This is a genomic window from Mesorhizobium sp. CA8, from assembly GCF_020164955.1.
Taxonomy (GTDB): domain Bacteria; phylum Pseudomonadota; class Alphaproteobacteria; order Rhizobiales; family Rhizobiaceae; genus Mesorhizobium.
In genome coordinates this window covers 22,598-38,318 of sequence record NZ_JAIUHG010000011.1, presented here as the reverse complement: position 1 = coordinate 38,318, position 15,721 = coordinate 22,598, and the positions used below count along the sequence as shown (strand labels likewise).

Sequence of the window (15,721 nt, the reverse complement as noted above, 5' to 3'; positions counted from 1 at the left end):
CGGCTGTTTTTTGTCATCGAAAGGCGCTAGAAGCCGCCCGATGGAATTGAACACGATTGAAAGCCCCGACATCGGCGCTGCCGCCGAGCACTCGGCCGGCACCGACCGGACGGCGAAAAAGGTCTTCGTCAAGACCTATGGCTGCCAGATGAATGTCTACGATTCCCAGCGCATGACGGATGCGCTGGCTGCCGATGGCTATGTTGCCATCGATGCCGTCGAAGACGCCGATCTGGTGCTGCTCAACACCTGTCATATCCGCGAAAAGGCGGCGGAAAAGGTCTATTCCGAGCTTGGCCGCATCCGCGACATGAAAGCCGAGCGCGCCGAGGCGGGCCGCGAACTCCTGATCGGCGTCGCCGGCTGCGTGGCGCAGGCCGAAGGCGCCGAGATCATCCGCCGCGCCCCTGCGGTCGATCTGGTCATCGGGCCTCAGACCTATCACCGGCTGCCCGACGTGCTGGCAAGGGTCCGTGGCGGTGAGAAGGTCGTCGAGACCGAATACGCCATCGAGGACAAGTTCGAGCATCTGCCGCAGCCGAAGCGCGCCGAGCTTGCCAGGCGCGGCGTCACCGCTTTCCTCACGGTGCAGGAAGGTTGCGACAAGTTCTGCACCTTCTGCGTGGTGCCTTACACCCGCGGCTCCGAGGTTTCACGCCCGGTGGCGCAGATCGTCGCCGAGGCCGAGCGCCTGGCCGAGGCCGGCGTGCGCGAGGTGACCCTGCTCGGCCAGAACGTCAACGCCTGGCACGGCATCGGCGAAAACGGCGAGGAATGGGGCCTCGGCCGTCTGCTGTTCCGGCTTGCGGAAATCCCCGGCCTGGCGCGGCTGCGCTACACCACCAGCCATCCGCGCGACATGGACGACGAATTGATCGCCGCACATCGTGACCTGCCCGCCTTGATGCCCTATCTGCATTTGCCGGTGCAGTCGGGATCCGACCGGATTTTGAAGGCAATGAACCGCAGGCACACGGCACGTGACTACCTGGCGCTCATCGAGCGCATCCGCGCTGCGCGCCCCGACATCGCCATGTCCGGCGACTTCATTGTCGGCTTCCCCGGCGAGACGGACGAGGATTTCGAGGCGACGCTGAAGCTGGTGGGCGAGGTGAACTACGCCTCGGCCTTTTCGTTCAAATATTCGCCACGCCCCGGCACGCCGGGCGCCGAGATGGACGGGCATCTCGCCGAAGCGGTGAAGGACGAACGGCTGCAGCGTCTTCAGGCGCTGATCAACGAGCAGCAGCGGAATTTCATCGCCGGCCTGGTCGGCCGCACCGTCAGCACCCTGATCGAGAAGCCCGGCCGCCGTGCCGGCCAGATCGTCGGCCGCTCGCCATGGCTGAACCCGGTTATTGTTGACGACAAGGCCGGTGGAATCGGTGACATTATTGACGTACGAATCACGAAGACAGGCCCCAACAGCCTGTTCGCCGAGTTGGCCTGATGCATGTCGCTAGAAAGTGCCCGCGGTTTGGGACGGCGAGACGCATAGCCACAAGCCTCGGCAGATGAGGAGAGACGGTTGAGCGCTGCCGAACTGAAGAATCCGCCCCAGAACCAGGCGTCCGGGGCTTCCGACATGGCGCACATCGTACTGACCTTCGACAACAACAAGCTTGCCAGCGCCCTTTATGGTCAGTTCGACGAGAATCTGGCCCGGCTCGAGCAGAAGCTCGGCGTGGATATCCGCTCGCGCGGCAACCAGCTTGCGATCAAAGGCTCGGCTTCGGCCGCCGAACAGGCGCGCCGCGCGCTGGATACGCTCTACGGCATCCTGCAGAAGGGCGTCGACATCGGCCAGTCGGATGTCGACGGCGCCGTACGCATGGCGATTGCCGCCGACGACCAGCTGACGCTGCCGACCCTGGAGCGCAAGGGCAAGGTTTCGGCCGCCCAGATATCGACGCGCAAGAAAACGATCTACGCCCGTTCGCTCACCCAGGACGCCTATATGCGGGCGCTGGAGCGCTCGGAAATGGTCTTCGGCATCGGCCCTGCCGGCACCGGCAAGACCTATCTGGCGGTGGCGCATGCGGCGATGCTGCTCGAACGCGGCATGGTCGAGCGCATCGTGCTGTCGCGCCCCGCCGTCGAGGCCGGCGAGCGGCTGGGCTTCCTGCCCGGCGACATGAAGGAGAAGGTCGACCCCTATCTGCGGCCCCTCTACGACGCGCTCTACGATATGATGCCGGCCGACAAGGTCGAGCGGGCGATCGCCGCCGAGGTCATCGAGATCGCTCCGCTGGCCTTCATGCGTGGCCGCACGCTGGCGCATGCGGCGGTGATCCTCGACGAGGCGCAGAACACCACGCCGATGCAGATGAAGATGTTTCTGACCCGTCTCGGCGAGAACTCGCGCATGATCGTCACCGGCGATCCGACCCAGATCGACCTGCCGCCCAACACCAAGTCGGGCCTGGTCGAGGCGCTGCGTATCCTCGACGGCGTGCCTGGCATCGTCACCGTCCGCTTCAACGAAGGCGACGTGGTGCGCCATCCGCTGGTCGCCGAAATCGTCAAGGCCTATGACCGCGACGGCAAGCTGGCGCGAGGCCTCGGCGCCGAAAGCTGATCAAGGATCCATGGCTGACGGTCCGGAATTTGGCGGCGAGACGCCGGTCGATATCGATATTTTCGTCGAGGCCGGCGACTGGCCTGCCGAAGCCGAGCTGACGCCTCTCGTCGATCGCGCCGTTGCGGCCGCCTTTGCCGAGACCGGCGCCGGCGGGGCGTCCGAGCTCAGCATCGTTTTTTCCGACGATGCCCATATCCAGACGCTCAATGCCGAGTGGCGCGGCAAGGACAAGCCCACCAACGTCTTGTCTTTCCCGGCTTTTTCCTTCCCGAAAGGCGGCCGGCTGCCGCCGATGCTGGGCGATATCGTGCTCGCCTCCGAGACGGTGTCGCGCGAGGCCGCCCTGGAAGACAAGCCGATTGCGAACCATATCAGCCATCTCGTCATCCATGGCCTGCTGCATCTTTTGGGCTATGATCACGAGACCGACGCCGAGGCGGAGGAGATGGAAGCGATCGAGCGCGCCGCGCTTGCGAGGCTTGCCATTCCCGATCCCTACGCGTAACAAAAAAGCTCAATTGACCGATGGCGATGAACGACACCCCAGAAACTGCCGCCCGTCCGGACGCCGGCAGTGCTGCCAAGCCTTCCGAAAAGACGGAAGAGGGCTCCAGTCCGAGTATTCCCACCGGCAGCGCGGCCGCCGAGCCGACGCATGCCGGTCCTTCCCTCTTCGATCGCGTGCTTGGCCTGTTCCGGCACCGCAACGGCACCAGCCTGCGCGAGGAGATCGCCGGCGCGCTTGCCGAAACGGCGACCGATGCCGAATCCTTCTCGCCTGGCGAGCGCGCCATGCTCAACAACATCCTGCGCCTGCGCGAAGTGCGGGTCGAGGACGTCATGGTGCCGCGCGCCGATATCGAGGCGGTCGAGATCAACACGACACTTGGCGACCTGCTCGGCCTTTTCGAGCAATCCGGCCATTCGCGCATGCCGGTCTATTCCGAGACGTTGGACGATCCGCGCGGCATGGTCCACATTCGCGACGTGCTCGCCCACATCACCAAGGTCGCCCGCGTCAAGAAGGGCCGCACCAGAGCGAAGGCGCCGGTGACGACGGCGCTCGACCTCGCGCAGGTCGATCTCGCGCGCACCATCGGCGATCTCAATCTGATCCGCCAGGTGCTGTTCGTGCCGCCCTCGATGCTCGCCTCCGACCTGATGGGCCGCATGCAGACGACGCGCACGCAGATGGCGCTGGTCATCGACGAATATGGCGGCACCGACGGCCTCGCCTCGCTGGAAGACATCGTCGAGATGGTGGTCGGCGACATCGAGGACGAGCATGACGACGACGAGCCGATGATCACGCAGACCGGCGACGGCGTCTTCGTCGTCGACGGCAAGGCCGAGATCGACGAGGTCGCCAAGATGATCGGCGAGGATTTCGCCGCCGGCGAGCATGGCGAATATGTCGACACCATCGGCGGCATGATCTTCAACACGCTGGGACGTGTCCCGGCCAGGGGCGAGGTCGTGCAGGCCATTCCCGGCTTCGAGTTCCATGTGCTCGATGCCGACCCGCGCCGCGTCAAGCGCGTACGGATCGTGCAGAGCCAGAAGGGCGAGCGGCAGCGCCGCCGCGCGGCTCGCACCGAGCAGGCCTGACACAGTCGCGACATGTCCGTCGACGATCCATTCAAGCATGCCGTTCTCGGCTCAGGCGTTTTCTATAAAGATCCGCGCGCTGCATTGACCTGGCTGCGGGCGGCCTTCGGCTTCGAGCCGAGCATGCTGGTGAGCGACGCCGAGGGCCGGCTTGTCCATGCCGAAATGCGTTTTGGCGAAGGCTACATCATCGTCGATTCCGAATGGGCCGAGCATATCGCCAGCCCGACCTCGGTCGGCGGCAAGAACACCCAAGCCGTCTATGTCCGTCTGCGGCAAGATATCGACGCCCATTGCGAAAAGGCACGTGTGGCCGGCGCGGAAATTTTTCAAGAACCGACGGATCATTTCTACGGCGAGCGCCAATACCGCGCCCGTGATCCCGAGGGTCATGTCTGGACGTTCAGCCAGACCGTGCGCGTTGTCCCGAAGGACGAGGCCGAGCGGCTGAGCGGGCTGCGGATCGAGGGCTGGCACAGATAGCGCGACCGTGCATCAGGCTGCGCCTATCCGGGTTTGGATCGGGTGGCGCAGCCTGTTAAACCTCTAGCTCCTGATTCGCGCGACTTGGGAAGCTTGATGCAGCGCTTTGCCGGCCGAATAATTCTGCTGTGGGGGTGGCGGCGGGCGCTGGTGGCCTTTGCCGCCGGGGCGCTGGCGGTGCTCGCCCAGGCGCCTTACGACTTCTTCGCCGTCTGCTTCGTCTCGTTCCCGGTCCTGGTCTGGCTGTTGGATGGCGCCACCGGCGAGGCATCGGATGGCTGGCTCAAGCGCCTGAGGCCGGCTTTCGCCACCGGCTGGTGGTTCGGCTTCGGTTATTTCCTCGCCGGCCTGTGGTGGATCGGCCAGGCATTGCTGGTCGAGGCCGACAACTTCGCTTGGGCCTTGCCCTTCGCCGTTGTCGGCATTCCCTTCGCGCTGGCCTTCTTCTATGGCTTTGCCACCATTGTGGCGCGCCTGTTCTGGAGCAGCGATATCGGCCGCATCGCCGCCCTTGCCTTCGGCTTCGGCCTCACCGAATGGCTGCGCGACTTCCTCTTCACCGGCTTTCCCTGGAATGCCGTCGGCTACGCGGCGATGCCGGTGCCGCTCCTGATGCAGAGTGTATCGGTAACCGGGATGATCGGCATGAATGCGCTCGCCGTCTTCCTGTTTTCGCTTCCCGCGCTGGTCGCGGCGCGCCGGCATCTGAGGCTGGGTATCGCGCTGTTTATCATCCTCGTCGCCGCCCATGTCGGCTTCGGCTATTTCAGGCTCGTCACCCCGGTTGAGACGACACGCTCGATCGATGTCCGCATCGTCCAGCCCGCGGTCGATCTCAGCGAGAAATGGGATGCTTCGGTGCGCGACCGCATCTTCGCAACTTTGCTGGGGATATCCGGGAAAGCGCCGGAGGATGGGCATGCCAAGCCGCAGCTCATCCTGTGGCCGGAAACGTCGGTGCCGTTCCTCTTCACCGGGCGTCCAGACGCGCTGACGGCGCTGGGCGACATGCTGGCCGACGGCCAGATGCTGATTGCCGGCGTCGTGCGCGAGGAGGGCGGATCGGCGAGTGCCGGCAGCCGCTATTACAATTCCGTGGTGGCGATCAACGATAAGGGCGAGATCGTCGATGCCGTCGACAAAGTGCATCTGGTGCCCTTCGGCGAGTATCTGCCCTTCGCCGACCTTTTCGAACGCTTCGGCATCGGCCGGCTTGTTGCCGGACCGATGAATTTCGCCGCCGGCAACGAGCGGCATCCGATCGGCCTGCCGGGCGGCCTGCGCGCTGCTCCGTTCATCTGCTACGAGGTGATCTTTCCCGATCTCGTCGGCGTCGACTCCGCATCGTCTGACGTTATTGTGAACGTCACCAACGACGCCTGGTTTGGCGACACGCCGGGCCCGTATCAGCACTTCAGGCAGACTCAGATTCGCGCGGTGGAGAATGGAATGCCGCTGTTGCGCGCGGCCAACAACGGCATCTCCGCAGTCGTCGATTCGCGCGGCCGCATCGTCGATGCGCTTGCCGTCGACGCGCGCGGCGCGATCGACGCGCATGTGCCGGTCTCTGGGCGTGCCTTCCTGTCTCCCGACCAGCGGCGCATTAACGGATTACTGATCATGTTGGTGTTTGCGCTGGCGGCCTTCACATGGAATGTAAGGCAGCGGCTACGGGTGAATTGACAGTCGGCACATTAGAAACTCATACTGTAACGCCTAAAATTTTCTCGAAGTCGGTTGGAGGGTTCTGTTGGGGCAGGTGGCTCCGGCTTCATATGGGCGGAACATAATAGAAAAAGCCGGAAAAATTCGGCGAGGAAAAAATGACAGAAGAGAACAAGAAGAAGCCGAATCCGATCGACATCCATGTCGGGAGTCGCATCCGGCTGCGTCGCAATATGCTTGGGATGAGCCAGGAAAAGCTGGGCGAAAATCTCGGAATCACCTTTCAGCAGATACAGAAGTACGAAAAGGGCACGAACAGGGTTGGCGCCAGTCGACTGCAGGCGATCGCCTCCATCCTGAGCGTTCCCGTCGCCTTCTTTTTCGAGGATGCCCCGGGCGAGGAGCCCGCCGGCGGCGCCAGGGGATTTGCCGAAGACTCCTCGATGGCCTTCGCCATCGAATTCTGCGGCAGTCCCGAAGGGCTTCAGCTCAACCGGGCTTTCGTCAAAATCGGCGACGTCAAGGTGCGCCGCCGCATCATCGATCTGGTGAAGGCGCTCTCCGCCGAAGACGCCGATTGATTTTTACCTGTGCCGCCGGCGGCGCCCCGCTGCTGGTGGCATAGCCGGCCTTGCCTACATTCATGCCAGAACCGTCGCGCCGCTTGACGAGCGGCGCCCGGCACCGCTAACACGTGGCGCCAAAATCGGCAGCCCTGCCGATCTTTTTTCAAGAGGGGACACCCGTGACGCGGCAGAATTATCTCTTCACCTCGGAATCCGTCTCCGAGGGTCATCCCGACAAAGTCTGCGACCGTATCTCCGATGAGATCGTCGATCTGGTCTATCGCGAAGCCAAGAAGACGGGCATGGATCCGTGGAAGGTCCGCGTCGCCTGCGAGACGCTGGCCACCACCAACCGCGTCGTCATCGCCGGCGAGGTCCGCGTCCCCGACACGCTTTTGAAGAAGGACAAGGCGGGCAACGTCCTCAAGGATGCGTCCGGCCACCCCGTGGTCAACCCGACCAAGTTCAAGTCTGTTGCCCGCAAGGCGATCCGCGAGATCGGCTACGAGCAGTCCGGCTTCCACTGGAAGACAGCCAAGATCGACGTGCTGCTGCATGGCCAGTCGCCCGACATCGGCCAAGGCGTCGACAACGCCGCCGACCGCCAGGGCGAGGAAGGTGCCGGCGATCAGGGCATCATGTTCGGCTACGCCTGCCGCGAGACGCCCGATTTGATGCCGGCGCCGATCTATTACAGCCACAAGATTCTCGAATTGCTGGCCGCGGCGCGCCATGAAGGCGATGGCGAGGCCGGCAAGCTCGGCCCGGACGCCAAGAGCCAGGTCACCGTGCGCTATGCCGACGGCAAGGCGGCGGAGGTCACGCAGATCGTGCTCTCCACCCAGCATCTCGATGCAAGCTGGGACTCCAAGAAGGTCCGCAAGGTGGTCGAGCCCTATATCCGCGAGGCGCTTGGCGACTTGAAGATCGCCGAGGACTGCAACTGGTACATCAACCCGACCGGTAAGTTCGTCATCGGCGGGCCTGACGGCGATGCCGGCCTCACCGGCCGCAAGATCATCGTCGACACCTATGGCGGCGCGGCACCGCATGGCGGCGGCGCCTTCTCCGGCAAGGACACCACCAAGGTCGACCGTTCGGCGGCCTATGCTGCCCGCTACCTCGCCAAGAACGTCGTGGCGGCCAAGCTTGCCGACCGCTGCACTATCCAGCTCTCCTACGCCATCGGCGTCGCCCAGCCGCTGTCGGTCTATGTCGACCTCCACGGCACCGGCAAGGTCGAGGAATCGAAGCTCGAAGAGGCGCTGCGCAAGGTGATGGATCTATCGCCGTCGGGCATCCGCCGTCATCTCGATTTGAACAAGCCGATCTACGCAAAAACTTCGTCCTACGGCCATTTCGGCCGCAAGGCCGGCCGCGACGGCTCCTTCTCCTGGGAGAAGACCGATCTCGCCAAGGCGCTCAAGGACGCCGTCGCTGCCTGACGCCAGCGCACGCAAAGGACAGGCCGAGCCGGACGACCGAAGGATTCTTCGGTCGCCGGCATGGCAAAACTATACGCCCACAGCAGGCGATTGCCCTCGAAAGCGGCTTGCGCGAATACCGGATCGACCTGACGGCGGAAGCCCCGGCTGACCTCAAGACCTTGTTCAAGGCAGAGGTTTCGGCACTTCAGCTGGAAATCGGCTTCGGCGGCGGCGAGCATCTTCTGCATCGCGCCACGGAAGCGCCGCAGACCGGTTTCATCGGCGTCGAGCCCTTCGTCAACGGCATGGCCAAGATGATGACGGCGCTCGGCAAGTCGCCGCTTGCCAATCTCAGGGTCTATGACGACGATGCCACGCGCCTGCTCGACTGGCTGCCATCAGGCTCGCTCGACGGCATCGACCTGCTCTATCCCGATCCATGGCCGAAGAAGAAGCACTGGAAGCGGCGCTTCGTCAGCGCCGCCAATCTCGGCCGATTTGCCCGGGTGCTGAAAGCCGGCGGCAGGTTCCGCTTCGCCTCCGATATCGACAGCTATGTCAACTGGACGCTGCTTGCCTGCCGCGATCACGGCGCCTTCGCGTGGCAGGCCGAAGACGCTGCCGGCTGGCACCGGCCCTATGCGGGCTGGCCCGGCACACGCTATGAGGCCAAGGCCATCCGCGAGGGACGCTGGCCTGCTTACCTGACCTTCATTCGGAAATAGGCCGGCGTGTCTTGTATTGCATTTAGCGCTACAAACCGTTACATTGCCGGTGAGGAGACGGTTATGGCCGCCACTGTCGAACGCAAGGAATATCCGATCTCTATGCGCCTGCCGGAAGCGGACGTGGCGATGATCGATCGTGCCGCCAGTCTGCGCGGCCGGTCCCGCACGGATTTCGTCCGCGATGCCGCCGTGCGCGCGGCCGAGGATGTGCTGATGGACAACCGTCTTGTCCGCATGAGCCCGGAAGGTTTCGCGGAGTTCATGGAGGTTCTGTCAGCGCCGGCTGCCCCGGTTCCTGATATGGTCGAACTGGCAAAGCGGCCCGCTCCCTGGGAGGCGGGCTGCACGAGGAAGCGCTGACCGGTGGCGTTATCGGCCCCCGAACCGCTTACCGCAGTTCACGACGTATCGGGATTTTCCTGCGGGAAGCCTGCACTTGATCACTGGCTGAAAACCCGCGCGCTCTCCAATCAGGAGAACGGTTTTACGGCCGTTCTCGTTGTTCATGAAGCCGGCCGCGTGGTCGGATATTACGGGCTCGCGCCGACGGCCGTCTTGCCGTCGATCCTGCCTCGGTCGATCCGTACGGGACAACCTCCCGATCCGGTCCCGTGTCTTCTCCTCGGCCAGCTTGCGACCGACGTCGAATGGGCCGGGCTCGGCATCGGCACGGGCTTGGTGAAGCATGCTCTTCAGCGCTGCGTTCGGGCGGCGGAACTGATCGGAGGGCGCGCGCTGATGGTCAATGCAGTCGATACGGAAGCGGCGCAATTCTGGCATCGCCGGGGATTTTTTCCGACGAGGGACGATCCGCTTGTCCTGTTTCGTTCGATCGCGGCTATCGCCGCGTCGCTGGTGGAGGCCCGAAGGTGAGGTGAGGGGCACCCTCTGTGCCTGGAGGCTTGAAACGCCGGCGGCAATCGTCTATATCAGCCTCAAATTCTTGGTCGGTATGACGAAGAGTGGGTCCACCCGGTCCCGCTCTTTTTTATTACCCACCGGCCGGAAGCCAAAAACGACAGGGATCTGATGACTGCTGCGGCAAGCGAGGCCGACGACCGTATCATCCGCGAAAGCGGCATCGATGCACGCATCGCGCTGATCGTGCAGCCGGTGCTCAAGGCCATCGGCTTCCGTCTCGTGCGGGTGCAGTTGACCGGCCAGAACGGGCTGACGCTGCAGATCATGGCCGAACGCGAAGATGGCACCATGACCGTCGAGGATTGCGAAGAGGTCAGCCGCGCCGTGTCGCCGGCGCTCGATGTCGATGATCCGATCGAAAAGGCGTATCATCTCGAAGTGTCTTCGCCCGGCATCGACCGGCCGCTGGTGCGCAAATCGGACTTCACCGCCTGGACCGGCCATCTGGTCAAGCTGGAAACATCGGTTCTCATCGGCGACCGCAAGCGTTTCAAGGGTAAGATCGCCGAGGCTGACGCCGACGGCATCCTGGTCGAGCGCGACAAGGCGGCCTATGGCGAGGAGCCGACGGTACGCGTGCCCTATGACGCGATCGCCGAGGCCCGGCTCGTGCTGACCGACGATCTCATCCGCGATGCCCTGTCGAAGGACAACCGGGCGCGCAAGGATGCCAGGAAACGCCGCGGCGAAGCGCAAGACGCCGGCGCGGACGAAGAAAACGAAACCGAACAGGAAAGTTGATTGAGTAGCCGGGCCGTATGCCCGGTGCGAAATCGGGAGAAAGACAATGGTTGTAAGCGCCAACAGGCTTGAACTGCTGCAGATCGCCGACGCGGTCGCGCGTGAAAAGTCGATCGACAAGCAGATCGTCATCGCCGCCATGGCCGACGCGATCCAGAAGGCGGCGCGCTCCCGCTATGGCCAGGAGACCAACATCCGCGCAGACATCAACCCGAACACCGGCGAGATGAAGCTGCAGCGGCTGATGGAAGTGGTCGAGAAGGTCGAGGACTACGCGACGCAGATCGCGCTTTCCACGGCGCGCGAGCGCAATCCCGACGCCCAGCTCGGCGACTTCATCGCCGAGCAGCTGCCGCCGATGGATTTCGGCCGCATCGCCGCCCAGTCGGCCAAGCAGGTCATCGTGCAGAAGGTGCGCGAGGCCGAGCGCGACCGCCAATACGACGAATACAAGGATCGCATCGGCGAGATCGTCAACGGCACCGTCAAGCGCGTCGAATACGGCAACGTCATCGTCGATCTCGGCCGTGGCGAGGCGATCATCCGCCGCGACGAGCTGATCCCGCGCGAGAACTACAAATATGGCGACCGCGTGCGGGCCTATGTCTATGACGTTCGCCGCGAGCAGCGCGGCCCGCAGATCTTCCTGTCGCGCACCCATCCGCAGTTCATGGCCAAGCTCTTCACCATGGAAGTGCCGGAAATCTACGACGGCATCATCGAGATCAAGTCGGTCGCCCGCGATCCGGGCTCGCGCGCCAAGATCGCCGTCATCTCGCGCGATTCCTCGATCGATCCGGTCGGCGCCTGCGTCGGCATGCGCGGCAGCCGCGTCCAGGCGGTGGTCGGCGAGTTGCAGGGCGAGAAGATCGACATCATTCCGTGGTCGCCTTCGGCCGCTTCCTTCATCGTCAACGCGCTGCAGCCGGCCGAGGTCGCCAAGGTGGTGCTCGACGAGGATGCCGAGCGCATCGAGGTGGTGGTGCCCGACGACCAGCTGTCGCTGGCCATCGGGCGCCGCGGCCAGAACGTGCGCCTGGCCTCGCAGCTCACCGGCTGGGATATCGACATCCTGACCGAGCAGGAAGAGAGCGAGCGCCGCCAGAAGGAATTTGTCGAGCGTTCGGCGCTCTTCATGGAAGCTCTCGACGTCGACGAGATGGTCGGCCAGGTGCTTGCCTCCGAAGGCTTCACCAGCGTCGAGGAAGTCGCCTATGTCGATCCGGGCGAAATCTCCTCGATCGACGGCTTCGACGAGGACACCGCTTCGGAAATCCAGGCCCGCGCCCGCGAATATCTGGAAAAGATCGAGGCCGAGCATGACGAAAAGCGCAAGGCGCTGGGCGTCAAGGACGAGCTGCGCGAGATCCCCGGCGTCACCACCGCCATGATGGTCACGCTCGGCGAGGACGGCGTGAAGACCATCGAGGACTTCGCCGGCTATGCCGCCGACGACCTGATCGGCTGGAAAGAGCGCAAGGACGGCGAGACCAAGGTCTATCCGGGCGTGCTCGCCAGCCACGGCGTCTCGCGCGCCGAGGCCGAGCAGATGGTGCTTGCCGCCCGCAAGCAGGCCGGATGGATCACCGAGGAAGAGCTCGCCGCCGAAGAGACAGCGGCCGACGAAACCGTCGGTGCGTGAGGTGACCACCAATCGCAAAGCCCGTGGACGAGATGAACGATCGCACTTGCATCGTTACGCGCAGGCAGGCCGAAGCGGATGAACTGATCCGCTTCGTCGTCGGCCCGGATTCGGCCGTCGTTCCGGACATTAAGAGAAATCTGCCCGGCCGCGGTTGCTGGGTCACCGCCGATCGCCTACATATCGAGAAGGCAGCGGCGAAGAACCTGTTTGCCCGTGCTTTCAAGGCACAGGTGACCGTTCCGGCCGACATCGGCGCCATGGTCGACGGGCTGCTCTCCAGATCCGCTCTGGGCATGCTCGGTCTTGCTCGCAAGGCGGGTGCCGTCGTTCTTGGCGCCGCCAAGGTCGAAGGCGCGGTGCGCGACGGCCAGGCGCTGCTTGTGCTGCATGCGACCGAGGCTTCGGACGATGGCGTCCGCAAGATCAGTCAGGCGCGGCGGGCAACTGTCCATCTCGGCGGCCCCGCCATCCTTGCCTACAAACTTTTCCCCGAGGCCGAGTTGAGCTTGGCATTGGGGGGTACAAATGTGATACATGCTGCCGTCCTCGCGCAGGACGCGGGACTGGCGGTTGAGAAGCGCGTTGTTGCGCTCGACCGATATCGGGGCGGTACCCCGAACGATCTGGCAATGCTTGCGGCCGTTGCTGACGAAGATGATGCCGCAGAGGATATGGAATGAGCGATACGAAATCGGGCGACGACAAGACGTTGAGCGTTACGCCGAAGAAGACCTTGACGCTGAAGCGCCCCGGCCTCGAGCAGGGCACCGTGCGCCAGAATTTCTCGCATGGCCGCACCAAGTCGGTCGTCGTGGAGACCAAGAAACGCAAGTTCTCGCTGCCCGGCGACAAGCCGGAGCCGGTGGCGCCGTCCGTCTTCACGCCTAAGCCCGCCGCTGCTCCTGTCGCAGCAGCGCCTGCCGTACAGGAAGCGCCCAAGGCGCCGACTCCGCCGCCGGAGCGTTCCGGCATGGTTCTGAACGAACTCTCGCGCGGCGAGATGGAAGCGCGCCGCAAGGCACTGGAAGGCTCCAAGGCCCGCGAGGCCGAGGATCGCCTGCGCGCTCAGGAAGATGCCAAGCGCCGCGCCGAGGAAGAGGAACGCCGCAAGCGCGAGCGTGACGAATCCGCGCGCCGTCAGGCCGAGGAAGAAGCGCGCCTGCAGGCCGAGGCCGAATCCCGCCGTCGTGCCGAAGAGGAGGCTCGCCGGCGCGCGCCGCAGGCCGCCGACGTCGCCACGGCCGATGACGAGGAAGAGGCGAAGCCCAGGCGCACCGGTACCGGTGGCGCAGCCAGCGCACCGCCGCGCCGTCTTGCGACGCCGGAAGTGGCTCGCCCGGCCAAGCCGACCAAGGGAGAGGAAGATCGCCGCCGCGGCAAGCTGACGCTGAACTCGGCGCTGTCGGATGACGACGCGCGCGCCCGCTCGCTGTCGTCGATGCGTCGCCGCCAGGAAAAATTCAAACGCGCGCTTCATAATGAGCCGCGCGAGAAAGTCATGCGCGAAGTGATCCTGCCCGAAACCATCACCATCCAGGAACTGGCGCAGCGCATGTCCGAGCGCGCCGTGGACGTGGTCAAGTACTTCATGAAGCAGGGCCAAATCCTGAAGCCGGGCGATGTCATCGACGCCGACACGGCCGAGCTGGTGGCTTCCGAATTCGGCCACACCGTCCGCCGCGTCGCCGAGTCCGACATCGAGGAAGGCCTGTTTAACATCGCCGACCGCCCGGAAGACCTTGTGTCGCGTCCTCCGGTCGTGACCATTATGGGCCATGTCGACCACGGCAAGACCTCGCTGCTCGACGCCATCCGCAACGCCAATGTCGTCTCCGGCGAGGCCGGCGGCATCACCCAGCACATCGGTGCCTACCAGATCGAGAAGAACGGTCAAAAGATCACCTTCATCGACACGCCCGGCCACGCCGCCTTCACGGCCATGCGCGCCCGCGGCGCCCAGGTCACCGACATCGCGGTGCTGGTGGTGGCGGCCGACGACAGCGTGATGCCGCAGACGATCGAATCGATCAACCATGCCAAGGCGGCCGGCGTGCCGATCATCGTGGCGATCAACAAGATCGACAAGCGCGACGCCGACCCGCAGAAGGTGCGGACCGAGCTGCTGCGCCACGAAGTGTTCGTGGAATCGATGGGCGGCGAGGTGCTGGACGTCGAGGTTTCGGCGACCAAGGGCATCAATCTCGACAAGCTCTTGGAAGCTATCCTGCTGCAGGCCGAAGTCCTCGACCTCAAGGCCAACCCGGACCGCACCGCCGAAGGCGCGGTCATCGAGGCGCAGCTGGACAAGGGCCGTGGCCCGGTCGCCACCGTGCTGGTGCAGACCGGCACGCTGATGCCTGGCGACATCATCGTCGCCGGCAATGAGTGGGGCCGTGTGCGTGCGCTCGTCAACGATCGCGGCGAACATGTGCCGGAAGCGCCGCCGGCAATGCCGGTCGAGGTGCTCGGACTCCAGGGCACGCCCCAGGCAGGCGACCGCTTCGCCGTCGTCAACAACGAGGCGCGCGCCCGTGAGATCACCGAGTACCGTCAGCGCCTGGCGCGCGACAAGGCGGTGGCCAGACATGCCGGCCAGCGCGGCTCGCTTGAGCAGATGATGTCGCAGCTGCAGACGAGCGGGCTGAAGGAATTCCCGCTGGTCATCAAGGGCGACGTGCAGGGCTCCATAGAGGCGATCAATGCCGCTCTCGAAAAGCTCGGCAACGACGAGGTCAGGGTGCGGATCGTCCATTCGGGCGCCGGCGGCATCACCGAAAGCGACGTCTCGCTGGCCGAGACGTCCGGTGCCGCGATCATCGGCTTCAACGTGCGCGCCAACGCGCAGGCGCGCACCGCGGCGGCTGCCGCGGGCATCGAGATCCGCTACTACTCGATCATCTACAATCTCGTCGACGACGTGAAGGCGGCCCTTTCCGGCATGCTTTCGCCGGAGCGGCGCGAGACCTTCATCGGCAATGCCGAGATCCTTGAGATCTTCGACATCTCGAAGATCGGCAAGATCGCCGGCTGCCGCGTCACCGAAGGCAAGGTCGAGCGTGGCGCGGGCGTGCGCCTGATCCGCGACAACGTCGTCGTCCACGAAGGCACGCTGAAGACGCTCAAGCGCTTCAAGGACGAGGTTTCGGAAGTGCCGGGCGGCCAGGAATGTGGCATGGCCTTCCAGAACTACGAGGACATGCGCGTCGGTGACATCATCGAGTGCTTCCGCGTCGAGATGGTGAGCAGGACGCTCTAAATTCGGATATACTTGCCGAAATGAAAAACGGGCGGCGGCCGCAAGGCTGCCGCCCAAGGCCGCTCATGCATTTGAGACATGCGGCGTGGTCCCATCCCGC

At 64.4% G+C, this 15,721-nt stretch carries 15 protein-coding genes; all 15 read left to right on the top strand.

Annotation, left to right across the window (positions count from 1 at the left end):
- Positions 1–40: 40 nt before the first annotated feature.
- The 15 genes from miaB (at position 41) to infB (ending at position 15,621) form a co-directional block, all read left to right on the top strand.
- Positions 41–1,450, top strand: a complete 1,410-nt coding sequence (gene miaB / locus LB553_RS14220; protein ID WP_224514105.1) for a tRNA (N6-isopentenyl adenosine(37)-C2)-methylthiotransferase MiaB — start codon at positions 41–43, stop codon at positions 1,448–1,450.
- Between the two features lie 135 nt (positions 1,451–1,585).
- The gene (locus LB553_RS14215) at positions 1,586–2,578 is read left to right on the top strand and encodes a PhoH family protein (RefSeq protein WP_224514303.1); all 993 of its coding nucleotides are present in this window, start codon (positions 1,586–1,588) and stop codon (positions 2,576–2,578) included.
- A gap of 10 nt (positions 2,579–2,588) precedes the next feature.
- Positions 2,589–3,086, top strand: a complete 498-nt coding sequence (gene ybeY / locus LB553_RS14210; RefSeq protein ID WP_224514102.1) for an rRNA maturation RNase YbeY — start codon at positions 2,589–2,591, stop codon at positions 3,084–3,086.
- Positions 3,087–3,112: 26 nt separating this feature from the next.
- The gene (locus LB553_RS14205; protein ID WP_224514100.1) at positions 3,113–4,189 is read left to right on the top strand and encodes a hemolysin family protein; all 1,077 of its coding nucleotides are present in this window, start codon (positions 3,113–3,115) and stop codon (positions 4,187–4,189) included.
- 12 nt (positions 4,190–4,201) lie between these two features.
- On the top strand, positions 4,202–4,672 hold the full coding sequence (locus tag LB553_RS14200) for a VOC family protein (RefSeq protein ID WP_224514098.1): 471 nt from the start codon (positions 4,202–4,204) through the stop codon (positions 4,670–4,672).
- Between the two features lie 96 nt (positions 4,673–4,768).
- Positions 4,769–6,355: an apolipoprotein N-acyltransferase gene (gene lnt, locus LB553_RS14195; protein ID WP_224514096.1), complete on the top strand. Its 1,587-nt coding sequence runs from the start codon at positions 4,769–4,771 to the stop codon at positions 6,353–6,355.
- A gap of 140 nt (positions 6,356–6,495) precedes the next feature.
- Entirely contained in the window at positions 6,496–6,918 is a 423-nt protein-coding gene (locus LB553_RS14190; RefSeq protein ID WP_224514094.1) for a helix-turn-helix domain-containing protein, read from the top strand.
- Positions 6,919–7,082: 164 nt separating this feature from the next.
- A complete protein-coding gene (metK, locus tag LB553_RS14185; RefSeq protein ID WP_224514092.1) occupies positions 7,083–8,348 on the top strand; it encodes a methionine adenosyltransferase in 1,266 nt (421 codons plus the stop codon).
- Entirely contained in the window at positions 8,345–9,055 is a 711-nt protein-coding gene (gene trmB / locus LB553_RS14180; protein WP_224514301.1) for a tRNA (guanine(46)-N(7))-methyltransferase TrmB, read from the top strand. The genes metK and trmB overlap by 4 nt, the downstream gene beginning before the upstream one ends.
- A 63-nt stretch (positions 9,056–9,118) precedes the next feature.
- Positions 9,119–9,418, top strand: coding sequence for a DUF1778 domain-containing protein (locus LB553_RS14175; RefSeq protein ID WP_224514091.1), 300 nt, complete (start codon positions 9,119–9,121; stop codon positions 9,416–9,418).
- 3 nt (positions 9,419–9,421) lie between these two features.
- On the top strand, positions 9,422–9,931 hold the full coding sequence (locus LB553_RS14170) for a GNAT family N-acetyltransferase (protein ID WP_224514089.1): 510 nt from the start codon (positions 9,422–9,424) through the stop codon (positions 9,929–9,931).
- A 156-nt stretch (positions 9,932–10,087) separates the two neighbouring features.
- On the top strand, positions 10,088–10,720 hold the full coding sequence (rimP, locus tag LB553_RS14165; RefSeq protein WP_224514087.1) for a ribosome maturation factor RimP: 633 nt from the start codon (positions 10,088–10,090) through the stop codon (positions 10,718–10,720).
- Between the two features lie 46 nt (positions 10,721–10,766).
- Positions 10,767–12,362: a transcription termination factor NusA gene (gene nusA, locus LB553_RS14160; protein WP_224514085.1), complete on the top strand. Its 1,596-nt coding sequence runs from the start codon at positions 10,767–10,769 to the stop codon at positions 12,360–12,362.
- Positions 12,363–12,394: 32 nt separating this feature from the next.
- Positions 12,395–13,045, top strand: a complete 651-nt coding sequence (locus tag LB553_RS14155) for an RNA-binding protein (protein WP_224514300.1) — start codon at positions 12,395–12,397, stop codon at positions 13,043–13,045.
- On the top strand, positions 13,042–15,621 hold the full coding sequence (gene infB / locus LB553_RS14150) for a translation initiation factor IF-2 (protein WP_224514083.1): 2,580 nt from the start codon (positions 13,042–13,044) through the stop codon (positions 15,619–15,621). Before LB553_RS14155 ends, infB begins: the two co-directional genes overlap by 4 nt.
- The last annotated feature ends 100 nt before the right edge of the window (positions 15,622–15,721 follow it).